At 40.1% G+C, this 23,084-nt stretch carries 17 protein-coding genes; 3 read left to right on the top strand and 14 right to left on the bottom strand.

The window, feature by feature from the left end:
- The 10 genes from C9J12_RS04075 to C9J12_RS04030 all read right to left on the bottom strand — a co-directional run bounded on the left by C9J12_RS04075 (window position 1) and on the right by C9J12_RS04030 (window position 15,319).
- On the bottom strand, window positions 1-1,452 hold the full coding sequence (locus tag C9J12_RS04075; RefSeq protein WP_107241540.1) for a bifunctional 2-methylcitrate dehydratase/aconitate hydratase: 1,452 nt from the start codon (window positions 1,450-1,452) through the stop codon (window positions 1-3).
- Window positions 1,453-1,495: 43 nt separating this feature from the next.
- Window positions 1,496-2,656, bottom strand: a complete 1,161-nt coding sequence (gene prpC, locus C9J12_RS04070) for a bifunctional 2-methylcitrate synthase/citrate synthase (protein WP_107241539.1) — start codon at window positions 2,654-2,656, stop codon at window positions 1,496-1,498.
- A 156-nt stretch (window positions 2,657-2,812) separates the two neighbouring features.
- Window positions 2,813-3,682: a methylisocitrate lyase gene (gene prpB, locus C9J12_RS04065; RefSeq protein WP_107241538.1), complete on the bottom strand. Its 870-nt coding sequence runs from the start codon at window positions 3,680-3,682 to the stop codon at window positions 2,813-2,815.
- A gap of 98 nt (window positions 3,683-3,780) precedes the next feature.
- Window positions 3,781-4,542, bottom strand: a complete 762-nt coding sequence (locus C9J12_RS04060) for a GntR family transcriptional regulator (RefSeq protein WP_227876266.1) — start codon at window positions 4,540-4,542, stop codon at window positions 3,781-3,783.
- 299 nt (window positions 4,543-4,841) lie between these two features.
- Window positions 4,842-7,586 carry an alpha-glucosidase gene (ygjK, locus tag C9J12_RS04055; protein ID WP_407675671.1) on the bottom strand — a complete coding sequence of 915 codons (2,745 nt, stop codon included), beginning with the start codon at window positions 7,584-7,586 and terminating at the stop codon, window positions 4,842-4,844.
- Between the two features lie 547 nt (window positions 7,587-8,133).
- Window positions 8,134-10,455, bottom strand: a complete 2,322-nt coding sequence (locus C9J12_RS04050) for a putative bifunctional diguanylate cyclase/phosphodiesterase (protein WP_107241536.1) — start codon at window positions 10,453-10,455, stop codon at window positions 8,134-8,136.
- Between the two features lie 29 nt (window positions 10,456-10,484).
- Complete coding sequence (locus C9J12_RS04045) at window positions 10,485-11,411, bottom strand: transporter substrate-binding domain-containing protein (protein ID WP_107241535.1); 927 nt, start codon at window positions 11,409-11,411, stop codon at window positions 10,485-10,487.
- 60 nt (window positions 11,412-11,471) lie between these two features.
- The gene (locus tag C9J12_RS04040) at window positions 11,472-12,875 is read right to left on the bottom strand and encodes an aminotransferase class V-fold PLP-dependent enzyme (RefSeq protein WP_107241534.1); all 1,404 of its coding nucleotides are present in this window, start codon (window positions 12,873-12,875) and stop codon (window positions 11,472-11,474) included.
- A gap of 256 nt (window positions 12,876-13,131) precedes the next feature.
- Complete coding sequence (locus C9J12_RS04035) at window positions 13,132-14,175, bottom strand: DUF2955 domain-containing protein (RefSeq protein WP_107241533.1); 1,044 nt, start codon at window positions 14,173-14,175, stop codon at window positions 13,132-13,134.
- Window positions 14,165-15,319: an HlyD family secretion protein gene (locus C9J12_RS04030; RefSeq protein WP_107241532.1), complete on the bottom strand. Its 1,155-nt coding sequence runs from the start codon at window positions 15,317-15,319 to the stop codon at window positions 14,165-14,167. The genes C9J12_RS04035 and C9J12_RS04030 overlap by 11 nt, the downstream gene beginning before the upstream one ends.
- A 266-nt stretch (window positions 15,320-15,585) precedes the next feature.
- Between C9J12_RS04030 and C9J12_RS04025 the strand changes: the two genes are divergently transcribed.
- Window positions 15,586-15,900, top strand: coding sequence for a hypothetical protein (locus C9J12_RS04025; RefSeq protein ID WP_107241531.1), 315 nt, complete (start codon window positions 15,586-15,588; stop codon window positions 15,898-15,900).
- A gap of 145 nt (window positions 15,901-16,045) precedes the next feature.
- Window positions 16,046-17,056, top strand: coding sequence for a helix-turn-helix domain-containing protein (locus C9J12_RS04020; RefSeq protein ID WP_107241530.1), 1,011 nt, complete (start codon window positions 16,046-16,048; stop codon window positions 17,054-17,056).
- A 40-nt stretch (window positions 17,057-17,096) separates the two neighbouring features.
- Here the strand turns inward: C9J12_RS04020 and C9J12_RS04015 are convergent, their stop codons facing one another.
- The 3 genes from C9J12_RS04015 to C9J12_RS04005 all read right to left on the bottom strand — a co-directional run bounded on the left by C9J12_RS04015 (window position 17,097) and on the right by C9J12_RS04005 (window position 20,200).
- Window positions 17,097-17,426 carry a hypothetical protein gene (locus tag C9J12_RS04015; RefSeq protein WP_146150076.1) on the bottom strand — a complete coding sequence of 110 codons (330 nt, stop codon included), beginning with the start codon at window positions 17,424-17,426 and terminating at the stop codon, window positions 17,097-17,099.
- A 25-nt stretch (window positions 17,427-17,451) separates the two neighbouring features.
- A complete protein-coding gene (locus C9J12_RS04010; protein ID WP_107241528.1) occupies window positions 17,452-18,942 on the bottom strand; it encodes a SulP family inorganic anion transporter in 1,491 nt (496 codons plus the stop codon).
- Between the two features lie 373 nt (window positions 18,943-19,315).
- Window positions 19,316-20,200, bottom strand: a complete 885-nt coding sequence (locus C9J12_RS04005) for a LysR family transcriptional regulator (RefSeq protein WP_107241527.1) — start codon at window positions 20,198-20,200, stop codon at window positions 19,316-19,318.
- A 148-nt stretch (window positions 20,201-20,348) separates the two neighbouring features.
- On the opposite strand from C9J12_RS04005, the gene C9J12_RS04000 reads away from it, so the two are divergent.
- Window positions 20,349-21,329, top strand: coding sequence for a zinc-dependent alcohol dehydrogenase family protein (locus tag C9J12_RS04000; protein ID WP_107241526.1), 981 nt, complete (start codon window positions 20,349-20,351; stop codon window positions 21,327-21,329).
- 92 nt (window positions 21,330-21,421) lie between these two features.
- Here C9J12_RS04000 and C9J12_RS03995 read toward each other — a convergent pair whose 3' ends face one another.
- Window positions 21,422-22,966, bottom strand: coding sequence for a methyl-accepting chemotaxis protein (locus C9J12_RS03995; RefSeq protein ID WP_107241525.1), 1,545 nt, complete (start codon window positions 22,964-22,966; stop codon window positions 21,422-21,424).
- Window positions 22,967-23,084 lie beyond the last annotated feature (118 nt).

The following is a 23,084-nucleotide window of genomic DNA, read 5'->3' as shown; positions in this document are numbered from 1 at the left end:
TTAATTAATCACGAACAATTCCATGAATTCAGTAACTGGGGTTGATTCCAACTTATTTTGGTCACTACACAGATCAAATATTTTCTGGCTGGTACCAACAGGGAAACGGGTTTGCAGATTACGCAGAAATTTATTTTCTAATACGGGAATACCTTCTTCACGGCGACGACGGTGACCAATAGGGTATTCCACAACAATATTGTCAGTTGACGATCCATCACTAAAGTACACTTGAATCGCATTCGCAATAGAACGCTTGTCGGCTTCTAAGTATTCGGCGCTGTATCGAGGATCTTCTTTGATCACCATTTTGTCGCGTAATACATCAATACGTGCATCGCCTTTATGGAAATCATCTTCATAATGCTCTGCAATTAAATCACCATGTAAAAGCGGCACGGCGATCATATATTGCAAGCAATGATCACGATCGGCAGGGTTAGCAAGATTGCCCGACTTTGAAATAATACGAATAGCAGATTCATGCGTGGTAACAACAATACGCTCAATGTCATCAATACGATCTTTCACCTGATCGTGTAGCGTTACTGCACATTCAACGGCAGTTTGCGCATGGAATTCAGCAGGAAAAGAGATTTTAAACAATACGTTTTCCATTACATAGCTATCAAACGGCTGATTGACTTTAAATTGCTCCCCATTAAATAGTACATCGTAATACCCCCACTGCGGTGCAGTCAGAACCGATGGTAGACCCATTTCACCTTTCATAGTGATCATAGCTAAGCGCACAGCACGTGATGTTGCATCGCCCGCAGCCCATGATTTACGTGATCCCGCATTAGGTGCATGACGATAGGTGCGTAATGAACAACCGTCTACCCACGCTTGCGATACCGCATCAATGATTTGATCGCGATTACCACCCAGCATTTTAGTGACAACAGCCGTCGATGCGACCCGTACCAATAACACATGATCGAGCCCAACGCGGTTATAACTATTCTCAAGCGCTAACACTCCTTGGATCTCGTGTGCTTTGATCATTGCCGTTAACACATCACGCATGGTGAGTGCTGGCTTACCTTGAGATACAGCTACACGGCTTAAGTAATCAGCTGTTGCCAAAATACCGCCAAGGTTATCGGAAGGGTGCCCCCACTCTGCAGCTAACCAGGTATCGTTAAAATCGAGCCAACGAATAATACAACCAATATTAAATGCGGCCATAACCGGATCTAACTCGTGTGAAGTGCCCGGAACACGCGCACCATGTTGTACTGTTGTACCCGGCACAATAGGACCAAGATGCTTAGTACACTCTGGAAAGCGCAACGCTAATAACCCACAACCTAAGGTATCGATTAAGCAGTTACGGGCAGTGTTATAGGCTTCTGCAGATTCAATCTGTGTGTTGGCAACATAATCAGCAATCTGTACCAATAGCTCGTCAGGGGCTGGTCGTTCATTCAATTCTACGTTTGTGCTCATGGGTTTAATCCTTTTATATTCATTAATCCGTTGGTATACCGATCTAAAGACGTTGTTCTATCGGTAACCAATCTTGATGTTCAGGGCCTTGATAATCGGCACTTGGGCGAATGATCCGGTTATTTTCACGTTGCTCAAAAACATGTGCCGCCCATCCTGTTACACGGCTCATCACAAAAATCGGCGTAAACAGTTTGGTAGGAATACCCATGAAATGATAAGCAGACGCATGGAAGAAATCAGCGTTAGGGAATAGCCCTTTTTCACGCTTCATGATTTGCTCGACCTTTTCAGACACCTCAAATAAGTGGGTATCATTCACGTCTTGAGATAACTTGCGCGACCACTCTTTAATGAGCGCATTACGGGGGTCAGATTCACGATAAATAGCATGGCCAAATCCCATGATTTTGTCTTTATTCGCGAGCATTTCCATTGTGCCGGCTTCTGCTTGTTCTGCGCTTTGCCATTGCTCAATCATTGCCATCGCCGCTTCGTTGGCTCCGCCATGCAATGGCCCTCGCAAGCTACCGATTGCCGCCGTAATACAAGAATGTAAATCCGATAAGGTGGACGCACACACCCGCGCTGTAAATGTCGATGCATTGAATTCGTGCTCGGCGTATAAAACCAACGAACAATGCATCACCTTTTTATGTAATTCCGATGGCGCTTCATCTGTCAGCATTTCTAAGAAGTAACCGCCAATGCTGTCTTGCGTGCTATTTGCGGTATTAATTCGTACACCATGGTGACTGTAGCGATACCAATAACAAATAATGGCGGGCAATAATGCTAATAAGGTGTCCGTTTTATCGCCTTGCTCTGAAAAGTCGTATTCTTGATCAAGATTACCGAGCATTGAACAGCCTGTTCGCATCACATCCATTGGGTGCGCACTGGCAGGAATCGCTTCTAATACGAGGCATAATGCAGGGGGTAAACCACGAGCACTTTGTAGTGCTTGTTTATAGTTATCCAGTTCACTTTGTGTGGGTAACTGACCTTTTAACAGCAGGTAAGCGACTTCTTCAAATTCAGCATGATGAGCAAGATCGGTGATGTCATAACCTCGATAGGTTAAGCCTGTACCCGATTGACCGACAGTACACAACGAGGTTGTACCTGCACTCTGACCACGTAACCCAGCACCGTTCAGGGCTTTCTTATCCTTTTGACTATCAGTTACGGCTATTGCAGACATAACGGACTCCTTGTATTTCACATTATTGGATTGGCTACTTTTTATTCGATGACAATATAGAGATGTCAAAGCACAAAAAGAGTGTCGTAATAAATCACTACTTAATTCGTTATTGGTTTTATTTAATTATTATTTTATTTTTTCAGTTATTACTGGTTATTCTTTTTTAAACAGGTGATCTAATTTTTGTTCGTAATCGTGATATCCCAAATAATGGTAGAGCTGTTCACGCGTTTGCATTTGATCAACCACATTGCGTTGATGACCATCAGTCTTAAGGTGCTGATAAACATTCAAAGCCGCTTGGTTCATGGCACGAAAGGCAGACAGTGGATAAAGCACCATATCGACACCGCATTCCGCTAATTCTTCGCCTGAAAATAAGGGCGTTTGTCCGAATTCTGTAATGTTGGCTAAAATCGGGACATTCACAGCATCTGAAAATTGCTGGTATTGCTCGAGGGAATTAATAGCTTCAGGGAAAATCATATCAGCCCCAGCTTCGACACAGGCAATTGCGCGTGCAATGGCTGAATCCATCCCCTCAACGGCTAATGCGTCTGTTCTCGCTATGATAACGAAATCACTGTCTACCCGCGCATCGGCAGCAGCTTTAATCCGATCAACCATTTCGCTTTGACTAACAATCGCTTTATTGGGACGATGCCCGCAGCGCTTTTGTGCCACTTGATCTTCCATGTGAATAGCTGCAGCACCTGCGCGCTCCATCTCTTTCACTGTGCGCGCAATATTGAATGCGCCCCCAAAACCAGTATCAATATCGACCAGTAAGGGTAATTGAGTGGCAGCCGTTATTCGACGAACATCTTCCAGTACATCATTTAACGTTGTGATACCTAAATCAGGTAAGCCATACGATGCATTGGCAATCCCCCCACCCGATAAATAAATGGCCTGATGGCCGACTTGTTCAGCCATCATTGCGCAATAAGGGTTAATGGTACCAACAATTTGCAATGGGTTATTTTGGGCAACCGCTTGGCGGAAGCGTTTTCCTGGGCTCATGGTGCTATCTCCTTGTGATTTTATTCCTATTCGATATCTCTACTTCCTAAATTTATTTATTCACTACGTTATGTTTTTTTTCATCCCACACTAAAAAATCACTTGTTTATATCTTCTGTAAGCTGATTTTCAATAAGTAGGCGGCTGCGCATAATATGGCGGCGCATTAACAGTTCTGCGAGTTCACCATCTCGCTCTCTTATGGCAGCCAGAATTTGAATATGCTCACTCAATGCAGTGGTCGGCCTCGAATGCTTACGTGGCGATTGAAAACGGTACATGCGTAACAGATGATAAAGCTCGTCACACAACAAACTGATTAGCTTTGTGTTTCGGCTGGCTTTTATGATTCGGTAATGAAAGTCAAAGTCCCCTTGCTGATGAAAATAAGAGGCCCCATCAACCTGTTCAATATAGCGTTGGTGTTGTTCTAATAGCTCTTGCAGGGCATCAATTTCTTCATCGGTAATATTAATACAGGCAAGCCGTGCTGCCATGCCTTCTAATGCTTCACGTACCGCATAAATTTCGATAAGTTTTTCTTGGCTTAATTCAACAACCCGCGCACCAACATGCGGCACGCGCTCCACTAAACCCAAGGCCTCGACACGCATAATCGCTTCACGTAGTGGTCCGCGACTAACACCGAAACTGCGGGCTAATTCTGGCTCAGAAATTTTGCTACCAGCTTGGTATTCACCGCTAACGATGAACTCAATCAATTGCTCGGTCAGATTTTCAGATTTAGTCAGCTCTTTTACGCCAGCTTCACACTCTGCCGTGATAGACGTTAGCTGTGTATCTGTTGAAAGCACCGAGATAGTGTCGACAGCTTCTAGCATTGCATCTTGCTTTTTCATTTACATTGTCAACAATTGCTCAGTTAATAATCAAAATTTAGCGTTAAAATTGCATAATTACAAGTCAATTGTTAACAATATGTATTAGACCTTAGTCTAGATTGTCGACAGTTTGGTGTTTTAATGGCTTAAAAATGAGGATTAATAAGAAAAATAATGGATAGCAGAACGAAACTGTAGACACTAAAAAAGCCTGCCCCCTAAATAATAAATTCAAGGGCAGGCCTGGATAATCATCACGCTTATCTGTATGTACTCATAACGACTACAACATGATGAAGGGGGGCGTTACTTCAAGCTTACTTAAAGAAGCCGCGGTAAAGCATGTACGTGTGTGCTGAACTCCACGAGAAATTAGTTGCACCTTGTACTGCACCCGTTTCTGGATTGTAATTCTCACGAATCGCTCCGTCACCGGTCATGCCTTCTGCGTTATCGAACAAGTCATTGGCAATACGAACTGCGTCATCTGCACGGCCATATTTATCTAGCGACGAAACACCAAAATAGAATTGGTCTAGCCATACACGACCACGCCAGTAAATATTGGCTTCATAGGCAGGATTATCCATTGATGCCGTTGGGAAGCTAATTCCCTTGGCTTGGTATTTGGTAGAAGCATCAAACTTATCAGCATCTAACATCACATCCATAACACGGTCGGCGTACTCTTGCGTTGCTGCGCCATTGAATAGTGGACTCCAACCGTCTGGCGCTTGACCACGTTCAACTAAGGGTTTGCCCGCACACATAATGCCGTTCTTTTCGTAAGCAGAATCTTGACCGTGCTTATCTACCATACGGATGTCGTAGAAGAAATTCGTGCCTTCATCAAACATACACGTATTGATGTAGTCCTTAATGAATGTCGCATGATCTGTGAAGCGTTTAACATCACCTTCCGCAGCTATACCTGGTGATACCAATTTCGCCATTTGTACAAGATACGTATTATCCGAATACATGTACGATGCCTGATCGACCGATTCTTGCAACATAGAGAAACCTAACAAAGTACCTGTCGGTGAATTATCGTTAGTACGGTTCTCAGCAAAACGGACTTCCCAATCCAAACGAGCATCGAGCAATTTCGCTAAGTTCTCGTCACTGCTGTCAGTATAAGCGTATATCTTACCATTTTGCGTCAAGTCATTGTCGAAGCCATTCTTCTTATTGGCGTAGCGACCCAGCTGATCCATTTCAGGGTCACCCGTGCTGTTTACACGAGACAGGTCGTAGATTTCACCAAAGCGTGCGGCGTGATCCATACCAGATTCCCACGATGTTGCAGTCTTCGCACCGTTACTCACTGCACCCACATCAAACCCTTTTTTGTTATCTAAGAGCGTGTTGTAGTTATCCATCGAGATAATCTTGTAGCGAGACTGACCCGACGCATTTGGTTCATCTTTTAATAACTCAACTTTAGCGGTAATAAATCCCCACTTTAACTCTCTTAAGTCATCTGCAGACCATGCTTTAACATAGATTTCATTACCTTCGGATTTACTGGTGTTGTGTGCAGGATCAACAGCTGCACCGTACTCTGGAATAGTATTGCCATTATGGTCACGGTTGTTTAACCACCAATTATGGTAAGCCACCAGCTGAGGGTACATTTCGTCGATAAATGCTTGTGCATCATCTTTGCGGTCAAACTCACTAATGAGGGCGTTATATACTTCCATAACAGCCCAAGAAGCCAATGAAGGTTTTGTATTACGCTCGTTCCAGTTCTCTGATCCTGCACCACCGCGATTTTCCGGTTTGGTATAGGTCACAACATCAAGCAAGTAGCCTTCATCTTGTGGGCGAATTTCATCATCAGCTTGTACTTGGAATTGGAACACAGTACGAATGTTATCCATCGCCACATCTGGATTAAAGTGTGCCATTGCATACGCTTGTTTCCATGTATCCCACGGCCAAGTCAAGTTACCCGAAAACCAGCGTGCTGTAACAGAAGGAGTCACAGTTGATTGCGTAATATCACCCGCAGCAGAACGCCAGTTACCATTTAAGGTCATCATGGCTTTTACACCTACACGTGCTTGTTCTGGTGTCGCTTGTGCATTTGTTAAACCTTTAGCTAAATACTCATCCCATCGAGCTTGAGATTTATTCATATAGCTTGCAGGATTTGCTAAAATCGCTTGGACTTTTTGGGTTTCAGATTGCACTTCTTTTGCATTATGCAGATTGGAATACGCGCTGTAGAAAGTCATGCTTTCATGTTCGTCAATTTCAGCAGCAGTTACCGATTTAAATGTTAAACCGCTTGCTGCTGTTATTGTCGGTATAGAACGAGTAACACGGAATTCAGCGTCGCTATCATTTCGAATAGCCCAGTTCTCTTTCATGTCACTGAAGTTAATTTTGATTCCATTATCTGTCGCACTGATCGTGCGCTTATAATCTGGGTACATTTCAGCAATAGTTTGTGTTGTTACTCCGCCATTATCATTAGGCTTTTCGTAAGCATTTTGCAGTAATTCACCATCCCAACTTAGTTCCAAATCTAAATCATCCGAAGTTAGGTTAGTTATTTTGGTTTCAACCAAAGATGTACGGTCAGTCACAAAGCGCAAGAACATCTGCACTTCAACTTGATCTGTCTTTAGAATTTGAACCAACGCACCGGGAGTGCTGTAAATATTGGCAGTAGCATTAGCAAGGTCAATCACATTACCCGATGTTTTATCAAGCAGGTGCAATTTATCGAACGTTTGCCCAGACATGAAATTCGCATATTCTTGGGTAACTTGCATGATGCCACCAAAAGCACCATAACCATTCGCATCAGCAGGTAGAAGGTGGCCATGCCACGCACCATTATCGACAAAAGCATTATATTTTAGATTGTCGTATTCGTCATAATCACGCAATGCATCGGGGTTACCTGCCCGATCAATAATATTGGTGTAATCGCTCGTTGGTAGTGTCGTCGTTTTATCATCGACATCGTTACTGCTGCTATTACAACCCGCCAGTGCGGCTACTGAACCAATAAGGACTGCTAAAAGTGTCTTACGAAAAACCATCATTATTCCCCCGATTATTTATCTATACCTACATGCTGTATTTTTTATAGCTCTATAAGTGGTTGGCACTAAAAGTAAAAATCGGGAGGATCATAATTAGTAAACATTTAAGTAAAATAGATCTAAATCACAAATCATTTTTTACCTTATCAAGCATCTTTTATCTTATGTAACAGTAATATCCCTAAAAGGAATAGCCAATTTTCCACAGTAATAATACATGACAGAATGTCACAACTTAACAGTATGAATAATATACACCTCAAGACACATCAACGTTAAACCACTATTTACAATCGCTTTTTTTGTAACGGATAAGAATCAAAAATGGCATTAATGTCTCTATAGGTTTTTAGCAATTTGAATAGAAGTCTAATTTACCAGCAAAAAAAAATGTTTATCTTAACGATTAAAATTTTAACTAAAACATAATTAACTGTAGTGTAAGTTATGTAACAGAGAGCAGTAATCACTTGATGTTAAAGTAATCATAAATGGACATTTATTTTTCGCTGAAAGTCGCAGCAAGCTCGAAAAACAGTCAATTATGCTATTGTCTACACAGTATCGGTTTCAATTTATGCGACAGCAAATGTTCAAACGCTTTCGCAGGTACAGGTTTGCTATATAGATAACCTTGCCCATATTCGCAGTTAATGAACCTCAAATAATCCGCATTCCATTGTTCTTCTATTCCTTCAGCCACCACTTTTAAATTAAGTGCTTTTGCCATCGCAATAATCGCATTGACAAGCTCACGGTCAGCATCATTAGCATGCATGTTTCGCAAAAACGCTCGATCTATTTTCAGTTTATTAAACGGGAATTTCTGTAAGTAGCTCAGGGATGAATAGCCCGTACCAAAGTCGTCAATAGTGAGCTGTGCCCCCATGGATTGCAGTTTATTCAATAATGTAACGACCTCATCGCTGTGATCAATCAATAAGCTTTCTGTTACTTCAATATCTAATTTATCAGCAGGTAAACCTGACTGAGTTAATCCATGACATATTTGCTTAAAGAGCTTATCGCAGTACCTAAACTGAACGCTCGAAAAGTTAATTGATATTTGTAGTGGTGAGATTTTTTGCCACTCTGCGGCCTGCATACAGGCTTTATTAATGGCTAATTCACCAAGCTGGTGTATTAATCCATTTTTCTCGGCAAGAGGAATAAACTCTTCAGGCGAAACAAAACCAAACTTTGCGTCATTCCAACGCATAAGTGCCTCAGCCCCAACAATCTGGTTGGATTCTAATTCAATAATAGGCTGATAGTAGAGTTCCAAACTGTCATTCGCAATCGCCTGTCGCAATCGTCCATCTAATTCTAATGTACGTTGCACATCCCTATTCATGTCTGTGTTATAGAAGCTAAATGCATTTCGGCCATCTTGCTTTACTCGATACATCGCAGTATCGGCACTCGCGAGTAACTGCTGAGCATTATCGCCATCTTGCGGAAATACCGATAAGCCAATACTGGTAGATACAAAAAACTCCTGTTTTTGCCAAAAAAACGGTTTATTAAATAACGATACAATCGTTGTCGCTAATAGTTTGGCTGACTTCAAATCTTTCAGATCAGGAATAACTAATAAGAACTCATCGCCACCTAAGCGCGCCAGAGTATCAGAGTGACGCACAGAGCCTAGCAACCTTGAAGTGCTTAATTTCAAGAATTGATCGCCCGCTAAATGCCCCAAGGTGTCATTAATTTGTTTGAAATTATCAAGATCAATATACATGACTAATACATTAGTATTATTTCGTTTCGCTCTGAATAACTCTTGTTCTAATCGCTCATTACCATACTTTCGATTAGGTAAACCTGTTAATGCATCATGCGATGCTTGGTAAGCCAATTTTTCTTCAGACATTTTCCTTTTATCAATCTCTTCCGTTAAACGTACATTTTTCTCTGATAAAGCCCTATGTTGTTTATTACTTTCTTCAAATTTAGTCCTCAAAATAATATTAGCGCTATTAATTTTAAAGATATATAACAGTCCAAAAATAACAGGAAATGCAAGAAATGAAAGACCTGCGATAAACCACCCTGAAGTAAAAATATCTTTTTCATTTACCGGCTCAAACCAACTCCTTAACTTAAACGGTGTATTTTTAATCTGCATTTCAAAATAAAGGTTATTGACTAACGTGCTTGTCCCTTCTGCTTCTTGGCTCGCTGTTAACGAATCCCAAATAAAAATATTTCCACTATCCGCGACTAAATCCATCCTACTTCGACTTTCGGCATACTCCTGAACGGTAAGCTGGTCGATGATAACTTGCTTATTAATATCAGCAACCAATAAAGCAACCGCCTTACCCCCATATTTAACGGGCTTGATCAATTGAATACTGATATCGCCAGACTTTTTAACCGTACGGATCATCATATCTGGATCTTTGATATTTTTGTATTGAGTTATATCAAAAGAAATATCTTGATGTGGCGTAGTGTTTGAAATGATGGACCCATCATAACCAATAAGTATAAAGCGCCGATAAACCGGTTTTTGATTTATTGTAGTCGACTGTTTTAGCGCTATAAGATCTCTATCAAGATTGATCAAGCTCGCACCGAGACCGTATTTCATTGACATTCCTGATGCCAAATTAGCGAAAAATGTCTGCATTTCTTTATCACTGGCGAGGTTTGTTATCTCATCATTAGTGACATAGAAGAAATACTCCAGCATGCTGGTGTAGCTTTGTACCTTGAGATTAAGCTCTCGGTACTGAGACTCTTTTAGCCGTGTCTGACCAAGATTAGTCACAGCCAAAATCAACACCAAATATGCAGCAAGCAATACCGCTGCAATAATGATTAAACGACTACTCGATAGTTTCTGCTTCCGTTTTTTCATAAATCCTTTTATTACTATCTTTATCAATTCTACTGATTACTTTCCTTAAAGTAATCACCATAGAAATAAAATACCGACGGATAATATTTTTCAACTAACTTTTGGTAAGTCCCGTCTTCTTTAATCGTAGCCAAATATTGATTAAATACCTTACGAAGTTCTGGAGAACTCTTTCTAAATGCCACTGCCATTCTTTGATCTTGTGAAATAGGACCTATCACTTTTATTTCACCAGGCCATTTTTCAAGTGCAATTAAGGTGTCAGCAACATCAAGCAATGTACTTTCTGCATCCTTGTTAAGGATTGCAGGTACCATCTCATTTAATTTGCGGCTACGCTCTGGCTCTATGATGTTTGCCCCTGTTTCATAGAGGTTGTATAAGTTAGGGTCTAAACAAGATTGCTCCATCGTCAGCACATCTCTTCCCTTAATGAGTTTTTTTACTTTTTCTATATCTTTATCAATCGAGCCAGTTGGTTGAATGGGTTCCAAATCAGAGTCGGCACGCGCCACCAGCCATACCGCGGAAGGAAAATAATCGTCAGAAAAGTCAGCAAGTTCAGATCGCCAATCCAAAACTGTCACACCATTGGCGATAATATCGCCTTCAATTGGGCTTTTCTTGCCTAATACAATTTGGTTATTTTTAAATTGAGCATTTTGACCGATTAATTTACCTATAACGTTATTCCACTCTGCCGGAACATATTGATACTCAACCCCTATTGACTCAGAAAAACCTTTTACAATATCGACATCCAAGCCGCTTAGTAATTGAAAATTATCTCTATTAATATAAGAGATAAAGTTTGCGTAAGGTACACCAATATGGCGTAAGACACCTTTCTCTTTAATTTCGGCTAGATCAGTTGCCAAGGTATTTTGGCTGAAAATGATCGCAGCACCAACAAACACAATATGGCTTATCGTTTTTCTTAGTTTATTTACAGTCATCAACACACTCGATACATATTCTCTGTCATCAAGAAAGCGCTGTTATAGAGCGCTCAAATATCAACTCATATATTCATACAATTCCTGGATTGCATTGACTAACCCTTTCACATCCTCTTCATCATGAAAAAGGTGTGTAGAGATTCTTAGTGCATGTGTTTCGACGGTATCATCTTTGTATAATCTAAAATCAGTCGTACGAATAATATAACCATAGTCATTACGTAGCCGATCCCTAAACTCTGTAAGCAAGTCACCACTTTCAAATCCAAAAGGATTAAATGTAGTAAGGCCACTCGTTAACCCTTTCACATTCGGTGAGAAGAATTTCGCGTTTGGTAAAGCTTCTGCTAATAATAATTTACACAACGCGCCTAAATGTAATATGCGCTCTTCAATTCGATGCCTACCTATCTCATCCCACATCTTGCAGCTATCTGCCAATGCTTGTTTAGCAGGGTAATTATCATTACCGATATACTGCATTTGCAATTGAGTACCAAGATAGCCAGCATGAGACAACGAGGAGTTAATAAGCCAAAGTGGGTTAATACAGTCACTCCAATATTCATCTAAGCGTGTTGCATTATCACGAACATATAAAATGCCCGTCGCACCAGGTCCACATTGCCATTTATGACCTGAACCAGCATAGAAATCACAATCAATATCGTGAAAATCCAAATCAAACATACCCACAGTATGTGCACCATCCACAAGAGTGGGTACAGCATATTGATTTGCTAATGCACAAATACGCTTTGCAGGTAATGTTGTACCGGTTTTGTATGTGATATGAGAAAAGACGATCAGGCGAACATTGCTGTTTTCGTTAAGAGCAGCTGCAAACGCCTCAACATAATCATCTTCAGACACTGTTTCTGAGCCGGTATAGACAGGAAGTTGCACTTCAACAATGTTGACGCCAAAACGTTGTTTAACAACATTCATTGGGGATGTTGCTGCAACATGCTCATGATGAGTAGTAAGAATAACGTCGCCTTCTTCAAAATGAAGACCGTTAATTATAGAGCACATACCATCAGTGGTATTACGGCTAAGTATTATCTCATGGGAATCGGCCCCAAAGCCCAAAGCAATATCATTCACCATGTCTGATACATATGGCCAAGAACCAAACTTTCCGTCCATGTCCCATGGGTATTTCGCAACCGTTTTATTATTATCATTAAATTCAGCGAGCACATGCTTTGGCATAGAACCTGTTGTGCCAACGTTCATATAGGTTGTTCTTTTATCTAGAACAAATTGTTTTTGTACTTTCTGCCAAAACTTCTTGTCATTTTTACTCCGACTAACCGCCTGCCAATCTGTCTGCAAAGTGGATGCATTTGCCGTATTTGCAAATATTGAAGTACTCAGCCCTGCGACAACAACACTTGCCGTTCCTTTAATAAATTGGCGACGATCCACGTTTTTGAGCTGTTTGTCCGTGTTACTCATTTACTTTCATCCCTGTAAAAAACGTTATTATAAAATCCATTAATAACGATACTAGTAAACGAAACCCATCGTTACAACTGGAAGCATTCACTTTTAAATGAATAACTTTTCTTATTTATGAAGGAATGATCTTCATCTCAATTATTGTTTAACAAACCTATTAATTAACTCAGAATCATTAATCAGAGAGATGCATTAAATGTTGTGATGTTAGTTCAGGGATTGTGCAAACATTGAATTAATAAACAATCAAACATTAACTATCGTGTTTGGATTTATTACGACTTTCCAATAAAAAAGAAATGAATATCATGTATATTCCCGCTAAAAATATCTGAGTAATTCGAGTATAAAATCCAACATCAATTTCTTTGGATTCACTCGACAGTGCAGTTCCCAACACCACTAACAATGCTGTTAAAGCACCACTCCAGATAGGTGCTTTTAATGGGTTACTATAGATTTTATTCGCAAATATACACGTAAATAACGCAATTAGTGCCACCAAAAACGGGAACCAAGGCACTGTTACCAAAAGCTCATAGGCAATAACGGCTAATATGCCTCCAATGCTGTTAGTCAGTAACAAGAAAGCACTGAGTTTCACACTTTTTTGTCCTGTTATTTGCAACGACAATATACCAATAAAGGCGAGTGTGAGCAGTGCACCGTTTATCTGAAAATAATAAAAGAAAGCAATAACGGGAAAACTGATCATCAACGCACGTAATGCCTCTTTCGTGCGTTGGGAAGATGAGGGTAATACGGGCTTAAGTTTAGCTTTTACTGATTGTGGCGCTTTATCGGGAAATAAACAGTGCATTAAAACAAACATGACGACGGCCCCAACACCCGAAATCATCAACGCTTTCCCTAGAAATAAAGACGCAGCAGGGTTAATAATGCCCATATAAGGAATGAGTAAGGCTGAAATAATAAGAATAGTGGCAAATAAATTCCATTCAGGATCCATGAATAAATAATATGCCCCAAACATTAATAGCCCAACGAGTAACAGCAGCACTAATGGGTAATGGGTCACGCCATTACTAATACTTAAACCAATTAATACTGTTGCGACCATCGCCAAAAACAATTCATCAAAGATCTGGCGAGTTAATACAGGCTTATCAACTAAAAATTTTGCCAAGAAAACGGGCATGACAAAAGACAATCCCCAATTTATGCCATAAGCAAGTGCCGCGGCAATAGTAACTCCCACCACAAAACGGGTAATACGGCGATCAACCGAAGGTTGTATTGCATTAACACTCACTAAAGACATCGAATTATCGGACATATGACATCCAACTCAGTAGTCGAATCCACACACGGCCAAATATGTTCATAATGGATTGTTCTTTGGTATACACCATCACATCAGCTTGTCCGCCTACACGTAATAGCCCCTTAGCAGACTCATTATCAAAACGGATCATCACTGGAAAACGCTGAGTTTGACGCAACCAACCCGTTTGAGCCCCAACAGAGGCAAGCTGACCGGCCTGACTGCTTTCTCCCCAATTAACCCCATAATCGATGCTAATAACTTGTCCTTTAAACACATCACCAGGTGCATAGTCTAAGGCAACCTCAACGTTATTACCGGCTTGCACATTACCTAAACTGTTTTCACGAAAATACGCTTCTAACCAAATATCTTCACCAGACACAAATGTTAATAATGGTTGCCCTTCTCGCGCATAATACCCTTCATCTAAGCGAAAATTAGACACACCACCAAATGCAGGTGCACGAACGACTGTACGCTCTACATTTAACTGCGCTTTTTGTAATGCTAATAATGCCGACTGTATATCGATATTATCGCTACCAGTTTGTCCTAATTGCTCTTTGGCTTGCTCTAAATTCGCTGAAGCCGATGCAACTTGTGCTTTAGCACTTGCCAGACTAGCTCGGGTTTTATCCGCATCCGCTTTAGTAACAATGCCTTTATCAACCATCGCCAAAACCCGCGATGCTTGGCTCCTCACATTTTCTTGATGGGCAAGTGCATCTGATAATTTAGCTTGAGCAACCGCAACTGAAGCCGTTTGCACACCAATCTGTTTTCCAGCTCGCTTTAAGCCTTGTTCTGCTTCTTTTAGCGCAATTTCATAATTACTCGGATCAATACGAATAAGTGCATCGCCAGCTTCTACAACATCATTGGGCTTAACTAATACATCAATAATTGAACCAGAGACTAATGGCGTAACAGGAATTACATGGCTGCGTACTCGCGCCATATCAGTATTAGGAATAAAGCGATCAGCGACTAAATAGAAAACAAATAGCCCAATACACAGGCATAAAACACTCTGCGTAATAGCTTGAATACTGACTTGTTTTTTAGAGGGCAGAGAACTAGATGCTAAAGGCTGCTCAATTAACTGTGGGGCTTGTGGCTTTTCAGAATGAGACGATTGTTTATTTTGGTTCATGTCTATCCTCTTCGATTATTCTCTCAATGAATAAGACAGAGTTTAGATCTGCGTATACACCGTAATAAATCGAATTCATAATTAAAATCACCCTAATAATAAATGTTTCTACCATCCCTTTTTTACCATTTTACGCCACCGTATACATTTAGCAGTTCCAGCAAAGCTTGGCGCTAAATGATAAAAAACAAATAGCTTAATCCGTAAACTTAATCTCGTTCAACAAACACAACCACGACTCATAATAATCAGAGCGAGAGAGATTAATGAAAAATATTTGGAATAAAATAAAGCAGTTTCTTCTAACACCTTACGGTAAGGCATATCTTGTACTTATAACGCTCACCAAGCTTTACCTTGTCTATAAATGGGCGCTAACCTATGTGAAGGAGTTTGGCGGAAAGGCATTTGAAGTCGTAGGAGTCTCAATTCAATCAGGTGAATCTTTTAGTGCTGTAACATTTACAGCGATATGTGCTTACTTCACCGTAAAGGCGATTATTAATATTTTTAAACCATCCCAAAAATCAGAGCCAACACTTCTGATAAAAAAAGCTGAAGTAGGCCATGTTCAATCATAACCAAAACAACACTGCACCTTGCTGCATGGAAGCAGCAGCGTTACCTTTTCCTTTTATTTCAAATAAGTAATCCCAACATTTTATTGTTAAAATCCTCTATAATAGAACGCATACCCAAAGACGGTAATAAGGATATGTCTCTATTATGGCAGCCAACCAGCTCACCCCTCTAATCAAAACTGTGCATGCCGCTACATTGGTTGAATTGCTGAAGCATTTCGAAAAAGATATTTACCCTTTACTCAAAACGGCGGGATTACCTGAAGATATATTGCGTTCGAAAAGTGAATTTATGCCAGAAGAGCCCATTAAACACTTACTGGCGCTAATGGCAGAAAAAGCGGATCCAGAACATTATGGTAATTTATTACGCATAGTCATTCGGGAGTATTTCATCCCAAAATTATTGCACCATATCCATGCGCCCAAAAACCTTGAGGAGGCTTTTAATTCTCTTGCGACTGCCATTATTCACGATTCACCGTCAGCAAAAATTGCTATCGAGCACTTTAAAGGAACACCTTGGTTTTGCCGCTATAAAACGAAAGAAGATACTCAGGGATTTTTTTGGGCTGAAGTGTTTGCAATACTATTTACCATCGAATTTATCAACGTTATGACAAAAACTACCTGGTTACCCAACTCTGTTGCCGTTCAATCTTCAAACATTGAACCTATGCTGGAGATCTTTAAAGGGCAATCGATTCAGTTTGTTTCAGATCGCAACGTAACTGCCATTGAGCTATCAGATACCATTCTCAAAACTCCCGTTATACTGCCAGCAAGCTTTAGAGAAAAAAAAACATCTAGCGCCCCAAAAAAACGAACATATATAGAGACCGTCTATCTCGCATTAACACCCTATCTTGGTCAGCCATCAATGAATGTCAATGAGGCCGCTAAGGTATTGAATACTTCCGCACGCACATTACAACGTCGCTTAGCGAAAGAAAATACTACATTCAAAATAATACGAGAGAACATAATGCTCGCGACATCTTGTCGATTAATGGAAGATGCTCGTTACTCCCTTACCGATATTTCAGCCAAGTTAGGTTATGCTGATATTGCTCATTTCTCGCGAGCTTTTAAAAAATTAACCGGATTCCCTCCGAAGGATTATCGAAAACGCTTTTTAGATCGAACTACGTTATGAAAACTGCTATCAATAACTATTTTTATGCCTGATATATGGTTTAACTAAAATATATCTTATTCTTACTTGAAAAGAACTGATTGGACTTTTTACTTGCCTCAAAGTATCTAATCAAATCGGCTTCATAAACATAACGATTTGGACTTACCTTTAACGAATACTCTTTATTAATACCATGAACGTTATACTTCTTTGCAATTAACGTTCTTCTATCAATCACCCAAGAATGTGGCTCTTTATTTTTTGCTATTTTAGAAGGGTAGTAAAAATGTGCTGTAGCAACAGTTGATGGTTCATGTGTTATAAGTGGTCGCATAGAATCCCTAAATATATATTTAATAATATTAAATAAAACATTAAAAGCATCCAATAAAGGATGCTTTTTAGTGGTATATCTAGTGACCGTGTGTCATTAGTGCCAGTTTGTCAGGCTTATTATAAACTGCATGTTTTTCTATTATTTTCATTGTGTTGTCATTCATTCCAGTGACTTTAACATCACATCCAGCATTCATGAATTTTATAATCACTTTATCAAGCGCACCCACGGCGGTTATATCCCAAAAATGAGAACTGGTTAGATCAATGGTCACGTACTTTGAAGGACTGTTGAAATTGAACATATCAATGAAGGTATAAGCAGACGCAAAGAATATCTGACCATGTACCCTATGGATTGTGTGGTCATAACTAATGATAATATCATCAGTGACTTTCATTATTAACCTGCTCTGATTCGTGTAGAACACAGAAGCAATAACAACACCAACAACAACACCAATTGCTAAGTTATCGGTTAAGACAACAGAAACAACCGTTGCAATCATGATCACGTTAGAGTTTAACGGCATGTGCCTCATCGCTGGTATTGATTTCCATGAAAACGTGCTTATAGAAACCATTATCATCACGGCAACAAGCGCTGCCATTGGGATTATCTTTAAATAGTCACCAAGGAAAACAACCATAATCAAAAGAAAAACGCCTGATGATAATGTTGATAATCTAGTTCTACCACCTGATTTGATGTTAATCATTGATTGTCCAATCATGGCACAGCCAGCCATGCCACCAAACAATGATGAAACCATATTAGCTAAACCCTGACCTTTACATTCACTGTTAGTATCACTATCTGTATCAGTAATATCATCAATGATTTTTGCAGTCATAAGCGACTCAAGAACACCAACAACGGCAAGTGCTAACGAGTAAGGGAAGATTATATTTAATGTTTCTAAGGAGAATGGAATATCAGGAAACATAAATACAGGTAACGAATCAGGCAATGTTCCCATATCGCCAACAGTACGAATATCTATGTTATACATCACACTGAATATAGTGATTGCAATAATACAAACTAATGGTGATGGCAATATTTTCCCAACCTTAGGAATATAAGGAAATAAATAGATAATCCCTAACCCGGCAGCAGTTAACGCATAAACCTGCCACGTTACATTGGTTAATTCTGGTAATTGAGCCATGAAAATCAATATTGCTAGAGCATTAACAAACCCGGTAACAATTGAGCGTGAAACAAACCTCATTAAGTTACCAAGTTTTAAAAGCCCTATTACGTATTGAATAACACCGGTAAGAAAAGAAGCTGCTAAAAGATATTGTAAACCATGATCTTTAACTAATGTCGTCATTAGCAAAGCCATTGCGCCAGTTGATGCTGAAATCATTGCAGAACGTGAACCGGTGAAAGCTATAACAACACAGATTGAAAATGAAGCGTATAAACCGACCTTTGGATCAAGTCCGGCGATTATTGAAAATGCAATAGCTTCCGGTATTAACGCTAATGCTACAACTATTCCTGATAATAAATCACCTTTAATATTATTAAACCAACTTTCTTTATAAAAACTTAACATGAAAAACCTCTTTATTAATTAATGAGCCATAAATTGATAAGAGATTTATTTCTAAGGCGGACTATTAATGATGTATTCCCTTTGCTTTTGTATTTTCGGCATATAATACAGCTATTGTATAAACCTACCAATCACAACTATTACTCATAATTGAATCTTAACATTCCAACTATATTCATTGATAAATGAAGTGGATTACATTTAATGGTACGAGTGCCCATAAAGTATTTTTTTGCCATTAACTGTTGTAATGACTTTTATTAGTGAGGCGTTTTGTTGTGAGCAGTAAATTTTCATATTGATGCAAATAAAAAACATCCTGATTTTTCAGCCACCAGCAAGACTGAAAAATCATTACGCTTTACTACGATGGCTACATATTTTCTCGCAAAAAATCTAAAAATACCCTCATCTTAGATGACACTAGATTTCTATTTTGATAGATCGCATAGGTTGAACTTAAATGGAGACACGGGCTAAATTGATGTTCTGGTAACACCTGAATTAACCGACCAGAGTCTAGTTCATCTTTAACTGCCCAATAAGGGATAAGTGCAATACCACCACCATGAAGAATAAGTTGTTTTTGTCCATTAACCGAATCTACGGTCATGTAGTGTTTAATGGCTAATTTTTGATAGTTGCCTTTGACCAAATACCAATCTTTCCAACCGTGGTAGCCATACACCACACAATCATGATTGATCAACTGCTCAGGTGCATCTGGCAGCCCATTTTCGTGCATGTATTCAGGGCTTGAGCATAAAATAAAATGATTATCGACCAGCTTTCTCGCGATCAAACTAGAGTCGGGTAAACGGCCGCTGCGAATCGCAATATCAACATTCTCTTCGATTAAATCCACAATGCGTTCGGTCAGCTCAACTTCGATGCGAATATCAGGATAAGCCCGTCGAAATTTAGGTAATAAGGGCAGAACCCGGCTTTCGCCAAACCCCACCGTCGTACTTATTTTAAGGTTACCTATCGGACTAAGTTGAAGATCGCCTACCGCACGTTTGGCTTCTTCAAGTTCAGAGATAATACGTTTTGAATAATCGTAATACGTTTTACCTGCTTCCGTTAAGCCAATATTTCGCGTTGTTCGCTCTAACAAGCGAATACCGAGTTCACTCTCTAATGACGCTAATTGACGTGATATCGATGATGGCTGGACATCAAAAACTTTACTGGCTTTTGAAATGCTGCCCGTTTCTACAACGCAATTGAAGTAATGCAATTTATTAAATGTGGCCATATCTTTTGTCACCTCGTTACATGCCTCTCTATCTCACTATAACTCAGTCGCTTTTGTCTTAAAAGCAAAGCTATCTTGTTTTTTAACGTATTGTTGTTTATCTAGCAATGACTAAAATGGCCGCATAAACCAAACCGGAGCGTAAAAAATGAAAGCAATGACAATTAGCAACATCGGCGGCTACGACGCATTTAACCTTACAGAACAACCAATGCCTGAACTGCAACTTGGTCATATGATTGTTGAAGTAAAAGCCACGAGTGTTAATCCGTTAGATACCATGCTTCGCTCTGTACAGACGCCATGGTCTGACAACCTACCTAGCATTCTTCACGGTGATGTAGCGGGTGTAGTAACAGCGGTTTGTGACTCTATCAGCAACTTCAAAGTCGGTGATGAAGTGTATGGTTGTGCTGGCGGTATTGCTGGTATTAACGGTGCACTGGCAGATTACATGTTGGTTGATGCCAACCTAATGGCACACAAACCTACCTCGCTTACAATGAAGCAAGCAGCAGCATTACCGCTTGTCTCTATCACTGCATGGGAAGCACTGTGCGAAAAAATGGATGTTAAAGCAGGTGACAACCTACTTGTTCATGGTGCAACAGGCGGTGTTGGTCATATCGCAGTACAACTTGGTAAGCATCTTGGTGCGACAGTTACGACAACAACACGATCTAAAAATGAAGCCGTAGCCAAAACGCTTAATGCCGACAACGTGGTTAATGTAGAAAAGCAAAATGTTGCTGAATACGTTGCCCAATACACTGATGGCCATGGATTCGACGCCACCTTCGATACGATTGCAGGCGAGAATATCCAACGCAGTTTTGAAGCTGTTAAGTTCAATGGTCGTGTAGCAACAACATTACCCATTGCTGATCCACTTCAGATCGCATTGAAAGGCCTTAGCTTCCACAGTGTATTAATGCTGATTCCTATGATTGAAAACATCAATCGTGCTCGTCATGGAAAAATTCTAGCCGCAGTAGCAGAGTTAGTAGATCAAGGGAAAATCACCCCATTAATTGATGAGTCAGCATTCACTATCTGGCAAGTGGCTGAAGCGCATGCTCATCTAGAAGCAGGGAAAGCCGTAGGTAAAGTTGTACTTACGCACGATTAATTGCCAAATCAATAAATTCACGCTGAACAAGCACATTAAATGATCTTGGATAACTAAATATGAGGAGTATGCTACTCCTCATAAATCAGCGGCTAACCAAACGATTTTCCTAAAGCATCAAGTGAGGCTACATTGTCTCGTACTCGTTCTGATGAGATTTCCATCGCTTCAATTTGTTCTATATTTTTTGCGGAAGAATCGGATATTTGATGGACATTTTTGCTAATTTCAGCAGCAACAGTACCTTGCTCTTCAGCCGCTGTTGCAATCTGTGTTGAAATTTCTGCAATTTCATCCACCATAGCGACTACATTCTTAATGTTCTGTGCTGTTAGGCTTGTATTCTCGACACATTGCTGGGTTTTTCGGATGCTATGAGTGGTTCGGGATTGCCAGTCACCCAAAGATTTATTGATCTCATCAATACTGAATTGAATTTTTTCGGTTGCCCCATGTGTTCGTTGAGACAATGCACGGACCTCATCAGCCACAACGGCGAATCCCCGACCTTGTTCACCCGCCCTCGCAGCTTCGATGGCAGCATTGAGTGCAAGTAAATTTGTTTGTTGCGCAATTCCCTGAATTTCGACCATCATGGTTTCTATTTGGTCAGACACTCTGGCTAAAGATTGTGCCGTTTCAGCCGTATTTTCTGTTTCAATCGCAAGCTCATTGATATTATCTTGGGTCGTGTTGAGGATTATTGTTGTCTTGGCACATTGTTCTTGTGCGAGTAAAGCCTTATCTGAGGTCAATTGTGTGTTTTGTGCAATTTCACTGGCAACTGCAGACATCTGAGTAATCGAGGTGGCAATGTGCTGGGTATCTTGATCTTGTACTGTAATCGACTGTTTGGCTGCCACGACCGCTTGCTGTAAATCTCCACTTACCGTTTTCAATGTCAAAGAGGCATCATCAACTCGTCCGAGAACTGTTTTAATCCGCGCATCGCAGAGCTGTAAATGAAAATCAGCAATAGATTCGACTGAGTCACCACTATAAATAATGCGAGTTAAACTATCATAATCTTCTTTGAGACTTTTAAAATACATCGGCTGTTTGAACAACTCGTTACGATAGAAAAGAACAAAAAACACAAGTGGAATTAAAGCACTAAATTCAGCAAACTCATGCAATGAAAAATGAGCGCTACTAATAGTAATCAGTGTGATAGCAGTGACTAATAAAAGTTTTTGTAATATTGAAAGCTGAAATGAATATGGGTTTTTCTTCTGGTTAAGTTGCTCATATATATGAGTTGCAGAGGAGATCATTGGTGGTGTCGGCTTACGTCGAACAGACTGGTAGCCACTTACACGGTCATTTTGATATATCGGTGTAACATAGGCATCGACCCAATAGAAACTGCCATCTTTACAACGGTTTTTCACTACTCCTCGCCAAGGCTTATTTTCTTTCAAGTGTTTCCATAAATCACCAAAAGCTTGAGGTGGCATGTCGGGGTGGCGAATAATATTATGATGCTGACCCACTAATTCTTCGCTGGTGTAACCACTTATTTTAATAAACTCATCATTCGCGTAAGTAATAACACCTTGTAAATCTGTTGTTGTCACGAGTTGAGCATCATTATCTAAGGAGGTCTCTCTATCGGCAGTGTATTGGTTGCTTTTCATTATTACCCTCTTCCATAAGGTGACGACATAGGCAACCTTCCATTACCAGCTGCAACATGTCATCACAAATAATCACTATCTTCATGTTAGATTTATTTTATATACATCAAATGTAGTT

It is taken from the genome of Photobacterium frigidiphilum (genome assembly GCF_003025615.1).
GTDB classification, from domain to species: Bacteria; Pseudomonadota; Gammaproteobacteria; order Enterobacterales; family Vibrionaceae; genus Photobacterium; species Photobacterium frigidiphilum.
This window is presented reverse-complemented; position numbering and strand designations above follow the sequence as displayed.